Origin of the sequence: Sphingobacterium anhuiense, from assembly GCF_042686355.1 — a bacterium.
Classification (GTDB): domain Bacteria; phylum Bacteroidota; class Bacteroidia; order Sphingobacteriales; family Sphingobacteriaceae; genus Sphingobacterium; species Sphingobacterium anhuiense.
On sequence record NZ_JBHUPE010000004.1, the window covers coordinates 1029106 to 1048911 of the forward strand.

Consider the following 19806-nt stretch of genomic DNA (forward strand, 5'->3'; position numbering starts at 1 on the left):
ATACATACAGGACTTATCCAGTATCACAAACGGACAATATCAAACAATAGGTAGATAAAAAATGGAATTAAAACAAATTATACTCAACTGCAGAAACAAACAACCAAATGACGAAATCGTTTCTGTAGTATTTGCTAAAAGAATCAATGGAAAATTTCAACCTGCTTCTGATGCTGTTGTATTGGAGGTCGAAGAAGAGGATTGGGGATTGGGAAATGAGACAGCTAGCACAAAGTATCCAGATTATGAATATTTTTTAGAAATGGATATTGTCCAAGATTTCTATGAAGATTTGCTAGCAAACGCAGACTATAAATCTGATGATAAAAAAGTTGAGGCAATAATCCATTATAGTGAATTTGACACGTAACCTGTAAACTTAATAATGGATTTTATTTCGCTTAAAACAGGTGCAATAATTCAATAGATAAGCAAATAACAGAAGAACATGGCATTATAAAATCTTTGATAACTCTGAGGATTTTGCTCAGGATGAACACTTGGCAAAGATAAATAAAACATTTTCCGCACATGTGCGGAAAATTACAAACAACACAATATCAATGCTTTAACATATTTTATATTAATGATAAAATCGAATTAATGAGGTATAAAGATTGATAAAATGTAATTATTATGAAAACAGTTGTATTAGACGTAATCAATATAATAGATGAAGGTCGCAAAAAAGCCTACCAATCTATCAACGCTGCAATGCTGGAAGCTTATTGGCTAGCTGGTAAGCGAATTGTTGAAGAAGAACTTGAGGGTCTGGACCGTGCGGAATATGGTAAATCTATTATAAAACAACTTTCTGAGGAACTTACAGCTCGTTTCGGGAAGGGATATTCTTCAACTAATCTATATGATTTCAAAAAATTTTATGCAACATTTTCCGATGAAAACATTTTCCGCACACTGTGCGGAAAATTGAGCTGGAGTCATAACAGATCAATTATAAGGGTTTTGGATACAGAAGCAAGACTTTATTACTTAAAAGAAGCTGCTGAACAAAACTGGAGTTCAAGGCAATTAGAAAGGAATATAAACACACTATATTACCAGCGTCTTATATCTTCCCAAAATCCAAAAGTAGTAGAAGATGAAATGTTATCGCACACAAAGGATACCCCGTTTGATACGCGAGATTTCATAAGAAACCCCAGTGTGCTAGAGTTTCTGGATTTACCTTCACACTATTCTTATACAGAAAAACAGCTTGAGCAATCGCTGATTAACAATCTGCAACAATTTTTATTGGAACTTGGAAAGGGATTTGCTTTTGTGGCGCGACAAAAACACATCAGAACAGAAGCTTCTGATTTCTTTATCGATTTAGTTTTCTACAATTATATTCTTAAATGTTTCGTCATCATTGAGCTAAAAACAGATAAGATTACCCACCAAGATATAGGACAGCTTGATATGTATGTAAAAATGTTCGATGATCTGGAAAGAAAAGAGAGTGATAACCCGACAATTGGACTGCTACTTTGTACGCAAACAGATCGAACGATTGCAAAATACTCCGTACTCAATGATAGTAAACAATTATTTGCTACCAAATATCTCCCCTATCTTCCGACAGAAGATGAATTGGTCGCAGAGATAGAAAGAGAAAAACAAGTATTAAGAGAACAGGGTGTTAATTATGGAAAAATAAAGTAGAACCTCTTAATGTGTCAATGCACAAATGAAAGGTCAAGACTTCTTTAAGACATCTAAAAATAAATACCAAAATGAGCAATTGCAAATATCTGATATTCTCTCAAAGGTCGAAATATAAGCTCTATAATTAAGAAGGACAATGAACCGAAAATATAACCGGTATTTTAATAAGACAAAATGAAGATAATTTCCATAAGACAAAATCCAGAATATAAGGAAAAAGCAATCCAATACTTCCAAAACAGTTGGCTGAAGTATTACCAATTATCTATGAAGATTGTATCTTAAACTGTATAAATGCTCCGCAATCATTACCGCAATGGTATCTGCTAGAGAAAGAAAATGAAATTATCGGTTGTGCAGGCTTAATTACAAACGATTTCATTAGCAGAATGGATTTGTATCCATGGCTTTGTGCGCTCTTTATTGACGAGAAGTACAGAGGACATAATTATGGAAACCTACTCATTGAAAAAGCAAAAACGGATACAAAAAATTTCGGCTTTTCATATCTAAACCTCTCCACTGACCACATCGGATACTATGAGAAATTAGGATTTGAGTACATTGGACAAGGATACCACCCATGGGACGAGGAGACTAGAATTTATCAGATAAAGGTCTAGTGAAGATGAGCAAAAAGGTCGAAAGAAAAAGCAAAGAGTACCCGATCCAAATTAATGAATAATGTGCTGGTGAATATAATTGTTGTCGACGGTGAAACAAAAGTAGAGGTGATTAAGGAGAATAAGAGATGTTTACGTTTTAAATAGAAAATAATTAAAGATATTGCAATGAAAAACAAAAATCATAGTCTTTCTTTAAATGTTAATAGAGATAATTCTGCTATCGATTTTTAAAAGAACATAAATATTGGTGATGGTTTTATAATGGAGAATTCTATTATGGAAAAAACAATAGGCTGAATTTAAGAGCATATCACAATTATTAGATCAGTAAAGCCGATTTACAACATTGGCATTTTGATATAATTGAAAAGGTGGATGATTTTAGTACATCCACCTTATAGATCAAATAAAGTCATTTTTTTCTTAGCAGAAGCTTAATTAGCTATTTTCAAACAAAGCTTTTTTAAGAGCGAGCGCACCTTGCTGTGAGGAAAACTTAACCGCTTCAATATGATCTAGTGGATTCAATAAGCCATAATCATGAATAAATCCGTTATAAGTCTCGATAGTAGTCGGAACGCCCGCCTCATCTAACTTTCTTGCATACGCCAAACCTTCATCGAATAGGATATCGTTTTCGGCCAACTGAACCAGTGCTGGTGGAAGGCCTTTAAGTTTTTCTAAGGGTGCATTGAATGGGGTAGCATAATATTCCTTACGTTTTTCGGTATCCGGAAGATAATTATTCCACATCCATTTCATTAATGGAGCTGTAAGGAATCGTTCTTCTGCATATTTTTGCCAGGATTCACGTGTAAAATCCGCATCAGTAACGGGCCACAGTAATAACTGAAATTTTATTTCCGGACCACCTTTATCTTTAGACATCAGGCAAAGAACCGCCGTCATATTTCCGCCAACACTGTTTCCGGCAGCCGCCATATTTTTACCATCAACACCAATTTCAGCACCATTTTCTGATACCCACTTTGTAGCTGCATATATCTGGTTAATTGCAACTGGATATTGTGCTTCCGGTGACGGTGTATAATCTGTAAATACTGCAGCGGCACCGCTATTGACAACTAAATCCCGAACCAATCTTCGATGGGTTGGATAATCACCCAATACCCATCCACCGCCATGCGTAAACATGAATACTGGAAGATTCTCGGAAGAAGCATTGGCAGGTTTTACAATATGGATATTTACAGTAATTCCATCCTGCGTAATTTCCCTTTTATCTTCAGTAATACCTGAATAATCTACCTCAACAGAATTTTGCGCGTCAACCAAAACCTGTCTGGCTTCCTGTGGAGTCAATGTTTCTAGTGGTTTACCGCCACTATTATTTAGCCCCTTCAAAAATTCTCTGATACCTGAAAGGATCTGCGGATCGCTCTCAGCTTTAATGTTGTTTGCCATAATTAATGTGTTTATGATTTAAAAATGAATGTAACGTCCTTTCTAGTCATTTAATTCTTTATTTTTTCAAGTTCTTTAATAACCACTTTGGCCATTTCCTTTGAACTGAATGGATTTTGACCTGTAATCAGATTGCCATCCACAACAACTTTAGATGTCATTGGAATAAAGGCTTTTTTGAGATATGCGCCGCGCTCCTTAATGGCAGCTTCCAGATTGAAGGGCACTTCCCGTTTTCTTCTGGCAATGGTTTCCTCAAACCAGTCAAATCCGGTCATTGATTTTCCTTGAATCAAATATTCTCCGTTACTAAGCTTAACATTTAGCAATCCACCAACTCCATGACAGATCGCAGCGACTTTCTTTCCTTTTTCAAACTGATTCCTGGCCATTGACTGTATAGTAGCGTCATCTGGAAAATCGTACATTGTACCATGCCCCCCAGCTAAATATATAAGATCATATTCTTCTTGAGTAAGCTCAGATAGTTTTTCACTATTTGCAAGCAATAACCGAAAGTCATCCTCATTCCAATATTGTTCAGAAATTTTATCTAGTGTAAAGTGTTTTAAGCTTTCGGGATCTACCGGAATGTTACCACCTTGAGGACTTGCAATGGTAATATCATAACCTTTCTCTTTGGCCATATGGTAGATGTGAGTGAGTTCACTAAGCCACAAGCCGGTTTTCAGATTACCACTTGCATACATACCTATATTAGTTACTATAATTAAGATTTTCATCATGCCCATATTTTTTCTTTTAATATTACAAAGTTATTAAGAAACCATTGCCCGGGAGTAGCCGAATTACGGGTAGTTGTAACCGAATCTCCGTATTTAAGCTTTTAAATACAGCAGGTTAATTTAATGATGATCTGAATTCCAGTGGCGAAAGTGATGTTCGGCTTTTAAAAAGACGATGGAAAGATTGCGGATGCTCAAATCCCAGCTGATAAGCAATTTCAGAGACTGACATTGAGGTAGTAGAGAGTAATTCTTTTGCTTTTTCGATCAATCTGTTCTGGATATGCTGCTGCGTGGTTTGCCCTGTCTGCACTCTTAACATATCGCTCAAATAATTTGCGCTCAGGTGTAATTGATCAGCAATGAAGTGAACTGAGGGTATACCGTTAATGGTTAACTTATCATTTTTGAAATAATCGTCCAATAATAGCTCCAACTTGGAAAGAAGGTCACTATTCACTTTCTTTCTGGTCAAAAATTGACGATTGTAATAACGATCACAATATTTTAGCAGAAGGTCAAGGTTAGAAACAAGCAGATCTTGTGTAAAGGAATCCATGTTGATATCAATCTCCTGCTCAACATTCGCTATGATATCAAAAATGGTTTTCTCTTCCTTTTCAGAAAGATGCAAAGCTTCATTGGCTGTATAGGAAAAATAACCGTATTCTTTAATGTCGGATGCCAGACCATAACCATGTAGGAAATCCGGATGTACCACCAGGACAAACCCTCTCACTTTATCAAGCAGTATATCATCAAACTGAAGGACCTGATGCGGGGCAATAAAATACATTATCCCTTCATCAAAATCATAAGATTGTTGGCCATACCTGCATTTTCCACCGGCGCAGTCTTTTTTTAAAGCAATAACATAAAAATCGGTCGTTATTGTACTAAGTAGAGTCTCCGGTTCAAGTTTGACATCATCAAAATTAAATACACTGAGCAGCGGATTAGCGGGTTTCTTTAATCCCAAGAATTGATGAAGTGTACTTATTGATGATACTTTTTGCGGAGTTTTCATATGCGGATTTTCAGATTTATACATGACTAATTTACTTAATTATTTTGTTCCCTGAAAGCTGTTCGTCTTTAATGATATTGATTCCCTGCTTATATGATGTGACCTGAAAATCCGGAAATTTCTTTCTGAATTTTGAATCGTCAAAAATATTATCATGCTCATACCTGGGAAGAAGCTCCAATAATTCCTTTACACTTTTGTTGAAAAATGCCCCTATTTTGAACATCAATTTTGGGACAACAGAATATTTCAGTTCCCTGCCATAAATTCCTGAAGCCATTTGGATGAACTCTTTATAAGTAGGGTGGCTTTTGTCTACCGGCAGATGCCATGTCTCACCAAATGCGTCAGGCGTATTCCCAATCAAAGCAGTAGCTCGGCTCGCGTCGGGAGTCCAGATCAGGCTTCTTTTTTTATTTGCGCGCAATGGAACCTTCAGCTTTTTACCCTCTTTGATATTATTAAAAATCAAGGTATTGGTAATACTCTGTGTTTTGCCGGGACCATAAAATTCTGGGGCACGGCAGATCACTGCTTCAAGTTCACCGGATTCAATTTCCGTCAACACCATTTCGGCCATTTCTCTTCTAACTCTTCCTTTTCTTCCCACAGGTGCGAAAGCAGTTTCTTCTGTCAGTACGCGGTCATCCTGGGGATACATATAGGTGTTATCAAAGAAGACGAGTTTTGTACCATTAATCTTACAGGCATCAATTACGTTACGAAGGATCAGTGGGAACTGTTTCTCCCAGAGATCCGAACTGATCGGAAGGCCTAATGTGAAATAAGCAATTTCACTGCCTTTTACCGCTTCGATCGCTTTTTCACGAATGGAGAGGTCAGCAGAAAACACCTCGTCTGTATCATTTACCTTTTTCGCATCCCTGCTGACGATGCGGATATCAGATGTGAAATTTCTTTTAAGTTCTCTTGCGAGCTCTTCGCCGATCTGACCGTTAGCTCCTAATATCGTTTGCATATCTTTTGCTGTTTTTAATTATTATACAAAGTTCCGTGATCAACCTAAAACCAGCGTATCTGAATCCCTGAAAATTGTAACATAATCTCTGTTACATCACTTTTTTCAGCCAGTGCATTTTTTTATCTGTATAAGGGGGATATTTCCAGTCCGGTTCACCCCAAGTGGTTTTTTCGATCACCGATTTCTGATGGGAGAATGTAAAAAAACCGAACCCACCGTGATAGTTCCCGATATCGGAGTTTCCGATGCAGCCAAAAGGCAGATAATCGCTGGTAATGTGCATCAGTGTATCGCTGATGCATCCGCCACCAAAAAAAAACAGGTTTAGGAGCTTATCCTTTTCTTCTTCCTTATTTGTGAACAAATAAGCGGCCAAAGGCTTTTCACCTTCGATTATTTTTTTGAGAACATCATCATAATTGCTGAAGGAAATGACAGGTAAGACCGGACCAAATATTTCCTCCTACATGACGGGATCTTCCCAGCTTACATTATCCATGATGGTCGGTTCAATATATAGCGACTTCGCGTTATAATTCCCCCTGTAAATCACTTTAGATTCATCTATAAGCCCAAGGACCCTGTCAAAATTCCGTTTATTGATGATACTTGTATAATGCTCCGCACCATCCGAATAATTGATTTCCTGAAGTTTCTCTTTGATCAGGCTCAGGAGTTTGGGTTTTACCGATTCTTCAACCAGCATATAGTCCGGGGCAATACAGGTTTGTCCGCCGTTCAGGAACTTTCCCCAGATCAGTCTTTTTGACGCAACATCAAGATCAGCACTTTCCGTGACGATTGAAAGAGATTTTCCTCCAAGCTCCAGGGTAACCGGAACCAGATTCTTAGTGGCAGCTTCATAAACGACCTTTCCTACTTTCGGACTTCCCGTGAAAAATATTTTATAAAACCGGAGCATCAAAAGTTCCGTGCCACTCAAACCGCTGCAGTACAAAATCACGGTAGCCCTGTTCCAGAAATTCCTGAAAAGTAGCACGAGTGAGTTGTTCAAATGGATCTTATAGCATAACAGTATCGCGTTGTTGATACGAATATAAGAATATGACGGTTTAGTCTGCGTGCGGATTTTTCAATATAAACTTTTGATTAATATCATTTATGGATGACTTAATTGTATTTGATTTTGAATTTATAAGGTTTAAAAGATGTTAGAACTGGAGCGACAATGTAGTCGTTCTGGCAACAATACTTTGAAAGAGGTCGCAACTGAGCGTATCTGCTATAGATATGGATTATCTCCTTGTACTTCGCTACGTTAGTGAAATTTTATGTATATTAGTTTAGCTAAAACAATTGTCACAAGCAAATCTAAAAATAAGATACAGTTAAAATGGAAATCGGGCAGTATAGTGAAGGAATCATTGCATCACCAGTTTAATTCTGACCGTATAAAACCTGAAGAATTGCTTACAAAGCTATCATATTCCCATTTCTTGGAATTGATATCCATTTCAGATCTAAGTAAAAGAGAATTTTTTGAAATCGAAACTATAAAAAACACATGGAGTGTAAGAGAACTGAGAAGGCAAATCAATACACTCTATTTTGAAAGGAGTGGAATCAGTAAGAAACCTGACCAACTGTCCAAAATTATAAATGAGAAGGCTGAACGCAAGCCATCATTAAAGATGGCTTTTTTAGTTCTGTAATAGCACTAGCAGGGAGATCATCGCAATCTCCTACCTCTTTAGGAGGCAATACAACTTCATTACCTTATAAAAATATTTTATTGGACAAGTTAACGGTGTCTTATTATTTCATCACTTATTGTATTGATTGTTTTAACGATCCGTTCTACTTTAGTTTTTTCCGTTTTCGCGGCATAGATCCATTCAATAATCTTTTTCTTTTTGGTTTCTGAATAAGTTGAAAAAACGTCAAAAATACCAGGTTCATCCAACAAACAAAGCTCAAATTCTATTGGTATGTTTATTGAACTATTATCTTGGTATAAAACTATAAACACATGATCTCCTTCCTTTTTATTAATCACTTTTCTAATCTGTGCTTTTATAGGGAGGAAAATCATTCCGTTTCCCATGGATTGAAGGTTATAATTGCTGAACTCAAAATCATCTATTGTTCCACTTACTTTTACCCAACCAAAAGGTGTGTTTTTACTCGGTACAATTTCAGGAATCCGTACAAAAGTCCACCCTCCTTTTCCATTAAATTTTTCGAGAATATAATGTTTGCAGACTAATGGAATTTGCTTGCTCATTGTTTATAAAACTAAAGACCAAAAATCAAGTTCGAAAGTTTTCTCATCAGCAATTTCAAGTAGAATTTGACAGGAGGGATCTTCAACATATCCCCTACAGATATCCCGTGTTGCTATAACTGTTTGGCCAAAAGTAATTTCCGAATATTTATTCTCATCTACAATAGCTACAAAATGTGCCTTTGTATTATCAAAATTATGAAGATAATCAACCTCAATAGCATCTGAAATGGCTCGTAATCTAGTAATATCTTCTATATCCAAAAAATGCGATCAGTCCGTCATAAATATCATTGACTTGTTCGCAATCTGAATTTTAATTTTTTCAGTCATTTTAGCCATGAAAGTAACTTTTAAACTTTCTATTGGTCACATAATTGCTCTATGCCAGGCAAAACAAAGTGGTCCCAACCTTTAGCAATATGCTCAAGTCTATTAGGATCTCCATTAAAGTTTTCAATAGTAGTAGTTAAAACAGTTTGTTCTTCTTGAGGGTCCAAATGATATGAAATATGGAGATAGTTTTCAGGAATAATTTCTATTCCAAAGTTTGGATCAATTGAAGAATATTTTAAATACTTATTGTGTATAATATCTAAGATTATTCCACGCTCCCCGCTTTCATATCCTTGAAAATTACCTTTCCAAGTTATCTCGCTTCCTATTTCCCAATTTGATGAAACCTCACAATTGAACATGTATTTTTTAGTTTCGGATGGGGTTGTTAAAATCAACCAAATTTCATGAGGACTTGCATTTAAGATTAATTTTCGTGTAACTGTGTTATTGTTCATCATGCTAATTATTTTCGTTAAGCTACAAATGTATAACGTAGCTACGACAACAGTATGTCAGGAGTAGATAAACATTTAGCACTTGTTCTTTGCTTGGATTGATAACGTAGCCCATATTTTAGGAAAAATCTTAATAGCTTTGTCGTTAATACTTGTTCTGTTTACTTAACGAGTATAATTAGACCTCATTTAATTGAATAGTATTAGAAATATATGATAACTAAGAGTAAGAATGTAAGCGTCGATCAAGCAATATCAAAGGGAAATCAAATGGTAAACTATCCGGTTGTTGTTATAATTTTGACCACTCTAGGAATTAGCTTTTACTTATGTATCCATTTACCTTTCTGGATAGTTCCAATTGGTTTTGTTTTTGCAATTGCATTTAGTTGGCTCTGGTGGAGTATAATGATCACGAAATGGCGACTTTGGGCATTCGAAAATGTTAGAAATGTACATGAACTTAAAAAACGAGCAATACAGGAAAAATTAATTTGGACTGATGATGTAATTTTTAATAAAACGGAAATCTCTAATGCTACAGAAAAAGAAAAGTGGAATGTACTAAAGCAAAAGTTTCAACAAATATCTACTTTTCTAAAAGCAAGAACGTTTTACAGCTGTTAATAATGTTAATAGTTGTAGGATGTTGTATTTTTTTAATTAACAGCTCTAATCATATCGCAGGGTTCCATATAGTTGTCTTAGGGGTATATTTTACATTCAAAGAATTTATGAAGATAATCAATAAACTACCACAAATTACGATAAATGCTGATGGAATCAGAACAATATCAACAGACTTTTATAAATGGAATGAAATAAAAAACGAGGAAGTAATTGATGAAATTTCAGGAAAACACATCCGACATTATTTAACCTACGAACATCCAAATGGTAGAGAGCAACTGTTAATTAATGACTACGCAATAGATAAATCTAGTTTGAACAAATTGCTAATTCTATATCGTGGACGAAATAATCAAAAAACAATCACGCTTAACATGCTTAAATCTTAAAATGAATTTACACATATTAAGGCGCATATATTATCCCAATTGTACATTGCCATCTTCAATTTCTTTGATATATCTTTTATGATCAGAAATATCCATTTCATCATTGTCTTTTTCCTGATGCAGTCCAAAATAACAAAAGGATTATAGAGGTCTAATTTAAGAATTCACTATGCTCTTTGATCACATAATTTTATTTGGACGTTACTGACCACTAATAACTATATTATAGTGTATTTCACATATTGGAAAGAGAAAAAAACATCGATTTTATATTCCTTTTTTCGTTAAAATTATTTAACTTTATAACCACCGATAACCTGAAATTATGAAATATTTATTGTGCCTTTTTTTTCCCTTATTCTCTTTGTATTGTGCTACCGCGCAAATGTCGCTAAACCAATCAGCTGAACCCGATCCGAACAGCTGGATATTAAAAGAACTAGCAAAGGCTAAAGTAAAAACAAGTAAAGTAAGTTATAAGGATAATTTCTTCCAATTTGATACCGTAAGACTAATTGGATTTATTGAAGGTTATAATCCTAAATCAGAATTTACCAGTGGCATAATATATAGTAGCAATCAGCTGACTTGGGAAGATCATCCAACTACCGTTCAGATCTTTCCTGATGGTCGTTTTGAAGCGAGCTACCCTGTGACAAATCCTGAAATTTCTTATATAAAATATAGAAATGACAGGTTTACATTTTATATTGAACCTGGGCAAACGTTAGCTTTGCGATTCAAAGTTACTCAAGATCAAAACTTAGAATTAATAGGTTTTGAAGGGCCTCTTGCTGTCGAAAACCAGCAATTAAAAGATTTTGATTGGGGAAAGAATCCTCGAGTTTTCTATCAAAATCTGGAAAAGATATTGATAGAACAGCCTATTTCACAAACTAAAATGCAAATTATTTCTGCCTGGGATTCGGTGAAACATGAAGTAGACGTACGTTTTAGGAAATCCGATTTTTCACCCAAATTAAAAAATCTGATCCATGCAGATATCGCACTGTACTATACGACACTATTAATGGATATCCAAATGTCCAAAAAAAGTCTTTTAAGAGATGATCCTAAAAATTCCTTTCTTAAAGAACCTCTTCCGACCGATTATTTTGATTTTATGTCTCGTTTAGACCTAAACGATTTTGCTTTGTTGGTACCAAATGAATTTTCAAGTTTTATCAATCTCTTCGAATTTTCACCACTTTTTCGTAAGCAAGAATATTATGATGCCCTGAATCGTCAGGTTAAGGGCAACCTATACTTGGTGTTGGATTCGGCAAACAAAAAGTTTAATCCGACAATAGCCAATACCTTAGTTACAGAAGTTGCTAAATTGCGTACCTTGAAGTCTAAATTAGATTATGCTACAGACACCATAAAGATTACAAATTTGACAGATGATCTGTTAACTGTATTAACCAATAAAGATTTAAAAAATGAAGCACTTAAATTGGCGGAGCGTGTAAAAATATCCAAAGACGGTTATTTATTACCTAATACTCCTGCTGGTGCTCTCTTTACCAAGATGACAGATAAGTATCGTGGTAAGGTCGTGGTCGTCGACTTTTGGGCACAATGGTGTGGACCGTGTCGCCAAGGAATAGAATCAATGAAGGAAAAACGGTTAAAACTCAAGGATAATCCGAATTTGGTATTTGTCTTCGTAACGGATAATGTAGGTACACCAGATGTGGATTTTTATAATAATTATATTATTGAAAATGATATGTCTGAATCATATAGAGTATCTGCAGATGAATATATGGCATTGCGCGAACTATTTAAGTTTAACGGTATCCCTAGGTATGTTTTGATGGACCCGGATGGTAGAATCAGGAATAATGATTTCCAAATGCATAATTGGAAATCTGAACTCACTAAAAATTATCCACAACTTTTTAATGATCAATTGATGGAGGGAATTTGATGTGCACTTCGATTTCTAAAAATCACATTTCGACTGTACGATTTTAGCATATAATAACAATATTGTTAGTTTTCTTCAATTCTTAAAATCTTACGCACTCAAATCATGGTATAACAACACACTCCAATAACAGCTGTTGCTGATATGGATTTTTGTGGTGATCGGTTTGATTAAAAAATACGGGAAGCCGTAAGGAAAGTATAAAACATATAAAGCCATTCTTGACAGAATGGCTTTATATGTTATTTTATATGATCTATTTGATTATTTCAGTTTTAAAGCTGTCTCAATACCTTTTTGGTGTTAGCCTTCTGCTTTTGATTCTATTAATGCTCTCATAGCTTCTCGGTTCCTTGAAGTAGCGATTTATTCTCCTCTAAATAAGAGCGTAGCGATTCCGGCTGGATTCCAAAACCTGCCGCTTCTTGAGGATCAACTTTATAACCTTCAACATTCATCCATGAAAAACTCTGATGTGACAGTTCGTGAAAACCTAATGCTGAAGCCTCTTCACGCGTTATGGTTTTAACTTCAAATTCTCTACCAGTAAGTGACGAAAGTGTTTCCACTATTTCTGGAAGTGTAAGTTTATCGCCAACAATTGCAAATTCTTTTTTATTAAATTTCTCGGGATGTGCAAATGCTTCGGCAGCAAATCGTCCAATATCCTGTGGAGATATCCAGTCCAATACTGTTTCAGGTTCAAGCGCAGAAAACAATTTTCCTTGAGCGATTGTAGGAAATAATACTGCACTTTTGGACGGAAGTAAATTCTCCATAATTAATGGTAGCTTTATAACCGTCCAATAGGAAAATCCTGCTTCTTTTACAATAATGATGGCGGCCGCTTTTTCCTCCCAATAAGTAGGCTCCCATCTGCCCTCATTCCAACCGACAAAGTTTTCGTGCTCCCCTGCTCGGGCTACAGACGTATGCACGATCTGATCTATTCCTGCGACTTTTGCTGCCGTTACCAGATTTTTTGCGTGCTGTGTTTCTTCTCCTTTATTTCCTGGATGTGATCCCATCTGCAGAGAGAATATTCCAGTGGCTCCTTTTACAGCTTCAGTTAGACTTTCTACATTGTCAAACGTTGCCTCGACCAACTCTATGCCATTTGATGACAGACTTTTTGCCGCTGCACTATTTTTATCCCGCACAACACCTCTTACCGCAATACCTTTGGCTATTAAGGCATCAATTACTGCACCGCCCTGGGTACCAGCAGCACCCGCCACTGCTATTAATTGTTTATGACTCATATCTTATAATTCTAATTTTTTGTAAATTTACACCGTAATTGGTTTACAAACTATACCAGTTACCTAAAGGATGCCAGATATACAGGATAACAGCGCAGAGATTGCGCAAAACATTAAACACTTACAGGATTCGCTTTATGTCATTAGCGGAAAGTGGAAACTGCCCATATTGACAGCTGTCCATCAGGGTAAAAGTCGCTTTCGCGATATACAAAGAACTGTTGAGGGTATTACCAGTAAAGTCTTATCAAAAGAGCTTAAGGAATTGGAAATGAATAAGCTTATCGTTCGAAAAGTTTACGACAATTCTCCTCCATCCGTTGAATATACCGTTTCGAATTATTGTGATTCGTTGCAAAACGTAGTAAAAGAATTGATTGATTGGGGGAAACACCACCGTGAAAAAATTCGGGAAGATTAATTAAAATTTATTGTATTTAGTATTTTAAATGAGTGTTTGATAACAAACAAATACGCGTGACTGTAGATTTTAGATAATCCCATGCAATTTTTAAAGTTATCCCTTCTCCCGGTCTGAAAATGCAGACTTTACATAGAAGAAGAATACCGTATTTTTAATCGTGTACTTAAGCCAGAGCTGGTCAAATCTTGAATAAAAATTGAATTTTATTAAAAAGAATAAGAATCTAACTTATCCTTGAATCTATCCAAAATAGATCACGGAGTTGCAGTAGGTCTTCTGTATCCATCAAATTATAAACCAGCTCATCTTTCTCTTCTAAAGGAATCGTTATTTGTTGATCCGTTCCAAGTAAAAAAATGGTTAAAATAGCATCCTTGTCATATATCGAGATATCTGACTGTACCATAGTAACATCATGTTTGCTAAACCATTCTCTTGCCTGTTCTTGATCTAGGCAGATCAGGGAACGGGTTAGATATTCAAGATTTTGCATCTCATCGATGATATGAGTGGGATAATTTACGCCAATATAAGCTAAATACAGAAGATGATTACCTGTACGTAAGGCATAATTACGTATTAAGACCCGCTTTGGATCGAATGAAAAAGCATAATATTCTGGATTGGAGATAAACTTATACTGCTTGCCGTAAAATTGGATTTTATCCTCCAATTCTTCTAAATGATCTATTTCTATAAATACTTCTCCTAAAAGCTGCCCTTCATCTATATTGGCAGTGCATCGTCAATGACCAATAACGCTTGCTCCTCCATAGGAACAATGCTTCCACTACAATCTAGGTGACTATTAAGAAAATGATCATCGCGACACCTACTCAACTAGGCTTGATAACACATTTATAATAAAATGATAAGCTATCCATCTTTTTTAAAGTAATCACTGCCCAAAGTAAATAAGAAGTCCGCTCACAAAATGAATTCTTAGAGAAATTATTGCGTATATTTAAATCAAAGTAATTTATTTACAATGTCAAATCCGATTGAACATTTATGGTTATATAATGACTGGGCCAATAAATCAGTCATCAGTACAATAAAATCTCAAGGAAGTATAATTCCTCCCTCCTGTTTACGACTAATGAGTCATATTGTTAATGCACAAATAATCTGGTTAAGTAGATTAAATGGTGAAAAACCTTACCTAGGCGTTTGGGATGAACATAGTATTATGGAATGCGAACAATACCATAATTTGGCTTCAGCTGGCTTAGGTGAAAAGATCAAAAAACACAACGATTATGACAAACATAGCATTCAATATAAAAACACTAAAAATGATAAATTTGTAAACTCCATTGAAGAGATATTGCTACATACCTTTAATCACGGAACCTATCATAGAGCTCAAATAGCAACAGAGATGAGAAAGAATGGTCTTGAGCCGGTCAGCACAGATTATATTGTCTTTGTCCGAAAGCAACATTAGCATATTCCCTATCGTTTTACCCTCAAAAAGATTGACCTGTGACCTACTTCAAAAAAATTGGACATTTTAAAAGTATAAAATTCAGAGATGAATTACTAGTTTTAAATAGGAGGAAAACAGATGAAAAGATCGAAGTTGACCGAATAATACCTGATCCTCCCCTTTTCAAGTTTACAAAAAATATCAGAGAAACATTTCAGCTACGAAATTCTTAATTCAACGTTGTCAATTCGCTTTTTTACATCATATATTTTCCAAAATATGTATTCAGAGCTTCGTCATTATATTTGTCTTCTCCACGCCAGTATTCAACAAAAGTCCAATCGTGCTTGCCTCTACTCGGTCTGTCATAGGAGGTTGGTTTAAGAATGTTAATACAAGCTAAAATTTCAATTAATATTTTTCGCTCATCTTTAGTTGATTTCAAAACAGTAGATAAGTTTTTTTCTAATGCACTTGGATAATCGTTCGGTTGAGAATTTTTGATAATCGATAATATATTTTTAAAAATCTCAACATCTTCCGTAGAAGGTTCCGGGATTTCTGCTATTTGTAGTTGTTGAAGGTCGAACAAAGTGTAAATAAGGTTTCCGTGTCTAATTCCGCCCCATTTTATTCTTTCAAAATTCAATACATTTAAGTCTTCATTGATATAATCCTTGTCTCCTATAATGCCATATTTTAAATCTCTGCAAATTTCACAAGTATAACTCTCGTGTGTTACTTCTCCATTTTCTCCAAAACTTTGTCCACTTACTGCTTTTGTATATTGATGAGGAACCAATTGTTTCGCTATAAAATAGGAAGCCAAACTGGAACGCCAATCTAAACGCCTATTAGAAAGACTGCTTAAAAATGCTGTTGCAACTTTGTCGATTGAAATTGTTGGAAGTATCTCAAAAATCTTGTCCAAACATTGGTCATGAGAAATGGTCAAAGGTTCAAACATCAAACCTTTTGATTTTGCATACTCAAAGTCAGCAGCATCTATTTGTATTTCATTAACATCAATCCAACCATTTTTCCAATACGTTTTGAACAATATGTTTTTGGCTTTTTTATCCATAGAATTCTTTAAATTTTGTTTGTGTGTTCTCTTTTAAAGTGGCTCAAAACCCTTGTTAGTGGAATTTTTTATCGTTATGTTTCTGCAATTCCACCAACATCTGTTATTTGTCCACCTACAAACTTAAATTCAAGTCCATGTTCTGAATCCAATTTGTAACGAATAGATACTTTAATTGTCTTTTCATCCAAAACTCTCAAGTACATAATCTCTTTAATATGGTCATTATGTTTATCGGCGTTGTTAATATTAAATGCTGGTTCACCTGATTTTTCAGAATTTTCATAGAAATGTGCATATAATTTTAAATATCTTTCATAGGCTTTGTCTTGAATACTTTTGATATTAGTCTCAATATCCGCTATAAAATTTTGATAAGTTTCTGCAAATTCTGTCAACTGTTTTTCGCTCGGTAGTTCTTCAATTTCTTCTCCATCTTCATCATATTCATCTCCCAAAAAAACTTCAACGTTTTGGGTGTCAAAAAAAGGATTTGAGAAAGTTATGTCGGACGAAAATCCAGCCCAATCTGCTTCAACATTTCCCCAATATCTATGTGTCATAATTTTTATTCTTTATTTATTTTTCCTGTCATTGTCGTCAGTTCTATAAAATACAATTACATTTCGGTCGGTGGCATGCCGAAATTAATGATTCTTACAAGCCAGTATTCATGAGAATACAGATAAACAATATAATTCTTTTTTTCTTTTTATATCTCCTTATTGAGTTAATAATTTATGAAATCAGGAAGGAAAACCCTTTCATTGACATGAGCGAGCTCTTTTGGGCGTTTCCCTCCCTCACGTCACATTCCTAAAAGGAACGGAGGGCCTTACTGTCCACGATGTCTTTTGCCTATTAAAGGAGTGCCGTTTCTATCACCCACGCTAAGAAAGATTTTTCGTGATATTTTTTTCTTTAATGGGGCTTAAAGGATTCTACTCGAAACTTCCTTACTACATGTAATTCACCATGAACGTGACTGAGCATGATTTTTACCATAAAGTGGAGGAAGAGATAAAAAAGAAATAGATCCGATGACATTCCTTTATCCCAAAGAGGATCCGGTATTTGATAAAACTGAAGACGAAAACTCTCCCATTATACATATTAATCAACCAATCTCTTCTTCAATAACTCCAACTCCCCTGCTATTACATCTGGCCAACGAGCAAAACCTTGTCTAATAATCTCTTCAACGTCTGCTATTGTAAATAATGGATAATAAACGTTAATATGATTGGAAAAGATAATATTTTTTATACAACAAACAATGTTTTTATACGGTATCTATGGGAAGATTTACTTGTTTTTGATCAAAAACTATTAATATTTTGAAGTTAGCTACTAGTCGATATAATGTTTGTTAATATAACTGAAACATAAATCTATTTTAACGATAAAAAAATCATTTCTATTAACATAACAACCCATTAAGGTAATTACAGGGATTTATGTTAGGGATAATTTAAAAATATACTGCATCTGCTGCTTATTAAATAATGTAGAGGAGTGGCAAAGCGAATAATAGTTAAGATAAAAAATCAGCAGATTCTTATGCAAAACGAGAATAATTAACTTGCTTTAAACATCAATCAACCATTCTCTTCTTGAGCAGTTCCAACTCTCCTGCTATTACATCTGGCCAGCGAGCAAAACCTTGTCTAATAATCTCTTCACCATCTGCTATCGTAAATAACTGAGATATACTAAAGGCTGACTCTCGGATACCGGCAATCTGTCTAAAAGTTAGCTGTGATCTACTTTTACCTGTTCTTACAGCTGTAGGATGATTGAGTATATATTCTTCGTGTATTTGCTTTAAATTCATCTGTATAGTTTTTAAAAATTAAAAGATCAATCAGAAAACCCTTAAGAATTTTCCTTCTAACACTTCTTCGGGCACATCTAGGATCTGCTCAATCACGACTGTCGCAGACTCTTCCTTAAATTCACTCATAAACGCCCATAGGTCGTTTACTTTTGTTGGGACAAAATGCTGTATAACATCATCCACACTATTGTCGGACTTCAGGATATTATATCCCTTATGCTTTAAGTCCTTCAAGATCTCGATTGTCAATGGTACATTCATCGCAATTAGTATTTATCGTTTTTGCTTTCTTCCAACAGGGTTGACATTTCGATCCTAAATTACTTTACTATAAAGCGAACTTACAGAACCCTACCCTGCTTTAATTTAATATTGAACAGGATGAACACGAAAGAATGTTGAGCAACCGGTTATCTTGTAGCGTGTCCATCCTTATTCAATATCCAAAGATAAATAATAAAACTAAATATATTAGCTTTTATTTACTATATTTTTTAGTTTTATTACACTTTATTTTTTTCACATTGAATACCAATGATTTATTATATTTAGACAATTACTAGATGATAATAAAAAATAAAGATTTTAAAAATTCAAAATAATCATGCTTACTATTTATACTGCAACTTCAAGTGATTATCCTATTATCCAAAAGATCGCTCATGAAACTTGGCCAGATACTTTCGGCCTTATTTTATCAGAGGAACAGATCAATTATATGCTTGATATGATGTACAGCACAAATGCATTAACTGAACAGACCACAAATAAGGGCCATCAGTTTCTAATCGTAAAAGATGAAATAAAGCATTTGGGCTATGCTTCTTACGAATTGAATTATAAAGGTTTATCGAAAACAAAAATTCATAAAATCTACATTCTTCCTGAATCACAGGGAAAGGGTGTCGGAAAATTACTCATGAAAACAATGACAGATATTGCAATGAAAAACAAAAATTACAGTCTTTCTTTAAATGTGAATAGAGATAATTCTGCTATCGATTTTTATATGGGTATAGGTTTTGAGAAAGTCGGAGAAGAGAACATTGATATTGGTGATGGTTTTATCATGGAGGATTCTATTATGGAAAAAAAATTAGTTTAAATGTACTCATTGTATTGAATAGTAAGGGTACAAATTCGGTCAATCGTTTTGCATTATTCATATGATGAAGGCTAAAGATGATGTACTAATGTTCTTCTTCTATTGATAGTAAATCCTAATTCAGCTGTTGAACTAATAATATTACTTCTTTTTTATTAGACTTTCACTTTTCTTAATACGGATTCTCCGTTGCCAAA

The 19806-nt window shown here is 34.8% G+C and carries 23 protein-coding genes and 1 pseudogene; 10 read left to right on the plus strand and 14 right to left on the minus strand.

The genetic code is table 11. The features are described 5' to 3' along the window. Positions 1–61: 61 nt before the first annotated feature. The 3 genes from ACFS6I_RS10050 (at position 62) to ACFS6I_RS10060 (ending at position 2294) form a co-directional block, all read left to right on the plus strand. Complete coding sequence (locus ACFS6I_RS10050) at positions 62–370, plus strand: hypothetical protein (protein ID WP_380920122.1); 309 nt, start codon at positions 62–64, stop codon at positions 368–370. Positions 371–636: 266 nt separating this feature from the next. Further along, positions 637–1668 carry a PDDEXK nuclease domain-containing protein gene (locus ACFS6I_RS10055; RefSeq protein ID WP_380920124.1) on the plus strand — a complete coding sequence of 344 codons (1032 nt, stop codon included), beginning with the start codon at positions 637–639 and terminating at the stop codon, positions 1666–1668. A gap of 245 nt (positions 1669–1913) precedes the next feature. Further along, positions 1914–2294 carry a GNAT family N-acetyltransferase gene (locus tag ACFS6I_RS10060; protein ID WP_380920126.1) on the plus strand — a complete coding sequence of 127 codons (381 nt, stop codon included), beginning with the start codon at positions 1914–1916 and terminating at the stop codon, positions 2292–2294. A 441-nt stretch (positions 2295–2735) separates the two neighbouring features. Here ACFS6I_RS10060 and ACFS6I_RS10065 read toward each other — a convergent pair whose 3' ends face one another. The 5 genes and pseudogenes from ACFS6I_RS10065 to ACFS6I_RS10085 all read right to left on the minus strand — a co-directional run bounded on the left by ACFS6I_RS10065 (position 2736) and on the right by ACFS6I_RS10085 (position 7399). Further along, entirely contained in the window at positions 2736–3722 is a 987-nt protein-coding gene (locus ACFS6I_RS10065; RefSeq protein WP_380920128.1) for an alpha/beta hydrolase, read from the minus strand. 50 nt (positions 3723–3772) lie between these two features. Next, positions 3773–4474 carry a type 1 glutamine amidotransferase domain-containing protein gene (locus ACFS6I_RS10070; RefSeq protein WP_380920130.1) on the minus strand — a complete coding sequence of 234 codons (702 nt, stop codon included), beginning with the start codon at positions 4472–4474 and terminating at the stop codon, positions 3773–3775. Between the two features lie 109 nt (positions 4475–4583). Continuing rightward, positions 4584–5519, minus strand: coding sequence for a helix-turn-helix domain-containing protein (locus ACFS6I_RS10075; protein ID WP_380920132.1), 936 nt, complete (start codon positions 5517–5519; stop codon positions 4584–4586). 7 nt (positions 5520–5526) lie between these two features. Then, entirely contained in the window at positions 5527–6474 is a 948-nt protein-coding gene (locus ACFS6I_RS10080; protein WP_380920134.1) for an NAD-dependent epimerase/dehydratase family protein, read from the minus strand. A gap of 91 nt (positions 6475–6565) precedes the next feature. Beyond that, positions 6566–7399: pseudogene (locus ACFS6I_RS10085) on the minus strand (aldehyde dehydrogenase family protein). A gap of 370 nt (positions 7400–7769) precedes the next feature. Between ACFS6I_RS10085 and ACFS6I_RS10090 the strand changes: the two are divergent. Further along, on the plus strand, positions 7770–8150 hold the full coding sequence (locus tag ACFS6I_RS10090; RefSeq protein WP_380920136.1) for a DUF1016 N-terminal domain-containing protein: 381 nt from the start codon (positions 7770–7772) through the stop codon (positions 8148–8150). 89 nt (positions 8151–8239) lie between these two features. On the opposite strand, the gene ACFS6I_RS10095 is transcribed toward ACFS6I_RS10090, so the two are convergent. From ACFS6I_RS10095 to ACFS6I_RS10105, 3 genes are all read right to left on the minus strand, one after another. Then, positions 8240–8722 carry a YdeI/OmpD-associated family protein gene (locus tag ACFS6I_RS10095; RefSeq protein WP_380920138.1) on the minus strand — a complete coding sequence of 161 codons (483 nt, stop codon included), beginning with the start codon at positions 8720–8722 and terminating at the stop codon, positions 8240–8242. A gap of 3 nt (positions 8723–8725) precedes the next feature. Further along, complete coding sequence (locus tag ACFS6I_RS10100; RefSeq protein WP_380920140.1) at positions 8726–8986, minus strand: hypothetical protein; 261 nt, start codon at positions 8984–8986, stop codon at positions 8726–8728. A 98-nt stretch (positions 8987–9084) separates the two neighbouring features. Then, positions 9085–9519, minus strand: coding sequence for an SRPBCC family protein (locus ACFS6I_RS10105; RefSeq protein ID WP_380920142.1), 435 nt, complete (start codon positions 9517–9519; stop codon positions 9085–9087). Between the two features lie 210 nt (positions 9520–9729). Here ACFS6I_RS10105 and ACFS6I_RS10110 point away from each other — a divergent pair, with 210 nt between their 5' ends. The 3 genes from ACFS6I_RS10110 (at position 9730) to ACFS6I_RS10120 (ending at position 12468) form a co-directional block, all read left to right on the plus strand. Next, positions 9730–10143, plus strand: a complete 414-nt coding sequence (locus ACFS6I_RS10110; RefSeq protein WP_380920144.1) for a hypothetical protein — start codon at positions 9730–9732, stop codon at positions 10141–10143. A gap of 107 nt (positions 10144–10250) precedes the next feature. After that, positions 10251–10535: a hypothetical protein gene (locus ACFS6I_RS10115; RefSeq protein ID WP_380920146.1), complete on the plus strand. Its 285-nt coding sequence runs from the start codon at positions 10251–10253 to the stop codon at positions 10533–10535. Between the two features lie 385 nt (positions 10536–10920). Next, positions 10921–12468, plus strand: coding sequence for a TlpA family protein disulfide reductase (locus tag ACFS6I_RS10120; protein ID WP_380920148.1), 1548 nt, complete (start codon positions 10921–10923; stop codon positions 12466–12468). 335 nt (positions 12469–12803) lie between these two features. Here the strand turns inward: ACFS6I_RS10120 and ACFS6I_RS10125 are convergent, their stop codons facing one another. Next, a complete protein-coding gene (locus tag ACFS6I_RS10125; protein ID WP_380920150.1) occupies positions 12804–13730 on the minus strand; it encodes an NmrA family NAD(P)-binding protein in 927 nt (308 codons plus the stop codon). A gap of 70 nt (positions 13731–13800) precedes the next feature. On the opposite strand from ACFS6I_RS10125, the gene ACFS6I_RS10130 reads away from it, so the two are divergent. Further along, on the plus strand, positions 13801–14151 hold the full coding sequence (locus ACFS6I_RS10130; protein WP_380920152.1) for a winged helix-turn-helix transcriptional regulator: 351 nt from the start codon (positions 13801–13803) through the stop codon (positions 14149–14151). Positions 14152–14377: 226 nt separating this feature from the next. On the opposite strand, the gene ACFS6I_RS10135 is transcribed toward ACFS6I_RS10130, so the two are convergent. Further along, positions 14378–14827, minus strand: coding sequence for a hypothetical protein (locus tag ACFS6I_RS10135; protein WP_380920154.1), 450 nt, complete (start codon positions 14825–14827; stop codon positions 14378–14380). A gap of 315 nt (positions 14828–15142) precedes the next feature. Between ACFS6I_RS10135 and ACFS6I_RS10140 the strand changes: the two genes are divergently transcribed. Then, a complete protein-coding gene (locus ACFS6I_RS10140) occupies positions 15143–15601 on the plus strand; it encodes a DinB family protein (RefSeq protein ID WP_132767920.1) in 459 nt (152 codons plus the stop codon). 238 nt (positions 15602–15839) lie between these two features. Here ACFS6I_RS10140 and ACFS6I_RS10145 read toward each other — a convergent pair whose 3' ends face one another. The 4 genes from ACFS6I_RS10145 to ACFS6I_RS10160 form a co-directional block, all read right to left on the minus strand. Beyond that, positions 15840–16667: a hypothetical protein gene (locus tag ACFS6I_RS10145; RefSeq protein WP_380920156.1), complete on the minus strand. Its 828-nt coding sequence runs from the start codon at positions 16665–16667 to the stop codon at positions 15840–15842. 74 nt (positions 16668–16741) lie between these two features. Beyond that, the gene (locus ACFS6I_RS10150; protein ID WP_380920158.1) at positions 16742–17230 is read right to left on the minus strand and encodes a DUF6985 domain-containing protein; all 489 of its coding nucleotides are present in this window, start codon (positions 17228–17230) and stop codon (positions 16742–16744) included. A gap of 1031 nt (positions 17231–18261) precedes the next feature. Further along, complete coding sequence (locus ACFS6I_RS10155) at positions 18262–18501, minus strand: hypothetical protein (protein WP_380920159.1); 240 nt, start codon at positions 18499–18501, stop codon at positions 18262–18264. Positions 18502–18531: 30 nt separating this feature from the next. After that, positions 18532–18765: a hypothetical protein gene (locus tag ACFS6I_RS10160; protein WP_094772536.1), complete on the minus strand. Its 234-nt coding sequence runs from the start codon at positions 18763–18765 to the stop codon at positions 18532–18534. A 343-nt stretch (positions 18766–19108) separates the two neighbouring features. Here ACFS6I_RS10160 and ACFS6I_RS10165 point away from each other — a divergent pair, with 343 nt between their 5' ends. After that, positions 19109–19609 carry a GNAT family N-acetyltransferase gene (locus ACFS6I_RS10165; protein WP_380920162.1) on the plus strand — a complete coding sequence of 167 codons (501 nt, stop codon included), beginning with the start codon at positions 19109–19111 and terminating at the stop codon, positions 19607–19609. The last annotated feature ends 197 nt before the right edge of the window (positions 19610–19806 follow it).

Coding starts and splice junctions, on each gene's coding strand:
- ACFS6I_RS10075 (WP_380920132.1), bottom strand. CDS start 5,519: ATGTATAAATCTGAAAATCCGCATATGAAAACTCCGCAAAAAGTATCA.
- ACFS6I_RS10165 (WP_380920162.1), top strand. CDS start 19,109: ATGCTTACTATTTATACTGCAACTTCAAGTGATTATCCTATTATCCAA.
- ACFS6I_RS10055 (WP_380920124.1), top strand. CDS start 637: ATGAAAACAGTTGTATTAGACGTAATCAATATAATAGATGAAGGTCGC.
- ACFS6I_RS10140 (WP_132767920.1), top strand. CDS start 15,143: ATGTCAAATCCGATTGAACATTTATGGTTATATAATGACTGGGCCAAT.
- ACFS6I_RS10090 (WP_380920136.1), top strand. CDS start 7,770: ATGTATATTAGTTTAGCTAAAACAATTGTCACAAGCAAATCTAAAAAT.
- ACFS6I_RS10150 (WP_380920158.1), bottom strand. CDS start 17,230: ATGACACATAGATATTGGGGAAATGTTGAAGCAGATTGGGCTGGATTT.
- ACFS6I_RS10070 (WP_380920130.1), bottom strand. CDS start 4,474: ATGGGCATGATGAAAATCTTAATTATAGTAACTAATATAGGTATGTAT.
- ACFS6I_RS10130 (WP_380920152.1), top strand. CDS start 13,801: ATGCCAGATATACAGGATAACAGCGCAGAGATTGCGCAAAACATTAAA.
- ACFS6I_RS10110 (WP_380920144.1), top strand. CDS start 9,730: ATGATAACTAAGAGTAAGAATGTAAGCGTCGATCAAGCAATATCAAAG.
- ACFS6I_RS10095 (WP_380920138.1), bottom strand. CDS start 8,722: ATGAGCAAGCAAATTCCATTAGTCTGCAAACATTATATTCTCGAAAAA.
- ACFS6I_RS10080 (WP_380920134.1), bottom strand. CDS start 6,474: ATGCAAACGATATTAGGAGCTAACGGTCAGATCGGCGAAGAGCTCGCA.
- ACFS6I_RS10145 (WP_380920156.1), bottom strand. CDS start 16,667: ATGGATAAAAAAGCCAAAAACATATTGTTCAAAACGTATTGGAAAAAT.
- ACFS6I_RS10160 (WP_094772536.1), bottom strand. CDS start 18,765: ATGAATGTACCATTGACAATCGAGATCTTGAAGGACTTAAAGCATAAG.
- ACFS6I_RS10120 (WP_380920148.1), top strand. CDS start 10,921: ATGTCGCTAAACCAATCAGCTGAACCCGATCCGAACAGCTGGATATTA.
- ACFS6I_RS10155 (WP_380920159.1), bottom strand. CDS start 18,501: ATGAATTTAAAGCAAATACACGAAGAATATATACTCAATCATCCTACA.
- ACFS6I_RS10105 (WP_380920142.1), bottom strand. CDS start 9,519: ATGATGAACAATAACACAGTTACACGAAAATTAATCTTAAATGCAAGT.
- ACFS6I_RS10065 (WP_380920128.1), bottom strand. CDS start 3,722: ATGGCAAACAACATTAAAGCTGAGAGCGATCCGCAGATCCTTTCAGGT.
- ACFS6I_RS10115 (WP_380920146.1), top strand. CDS start 10,251: ATGAAGATAATCAATAAACTACCACAAATTACGATAAATGCTGATGGA.
- ACFS6I_RS10050 (WP_380920122.1), top strand. CDS start 62: ATGGAATTAAAACAAATTATACTCAACTGCAGAAACAAACAACCAAAT.
- ACFS6I_RS10125 (WP_380920150.1), bottom strand. CDS start 13,730: ATGAGTCATAAACAATTAATAGCAGTGGCGGGTGCTGCTGGTACCCAG.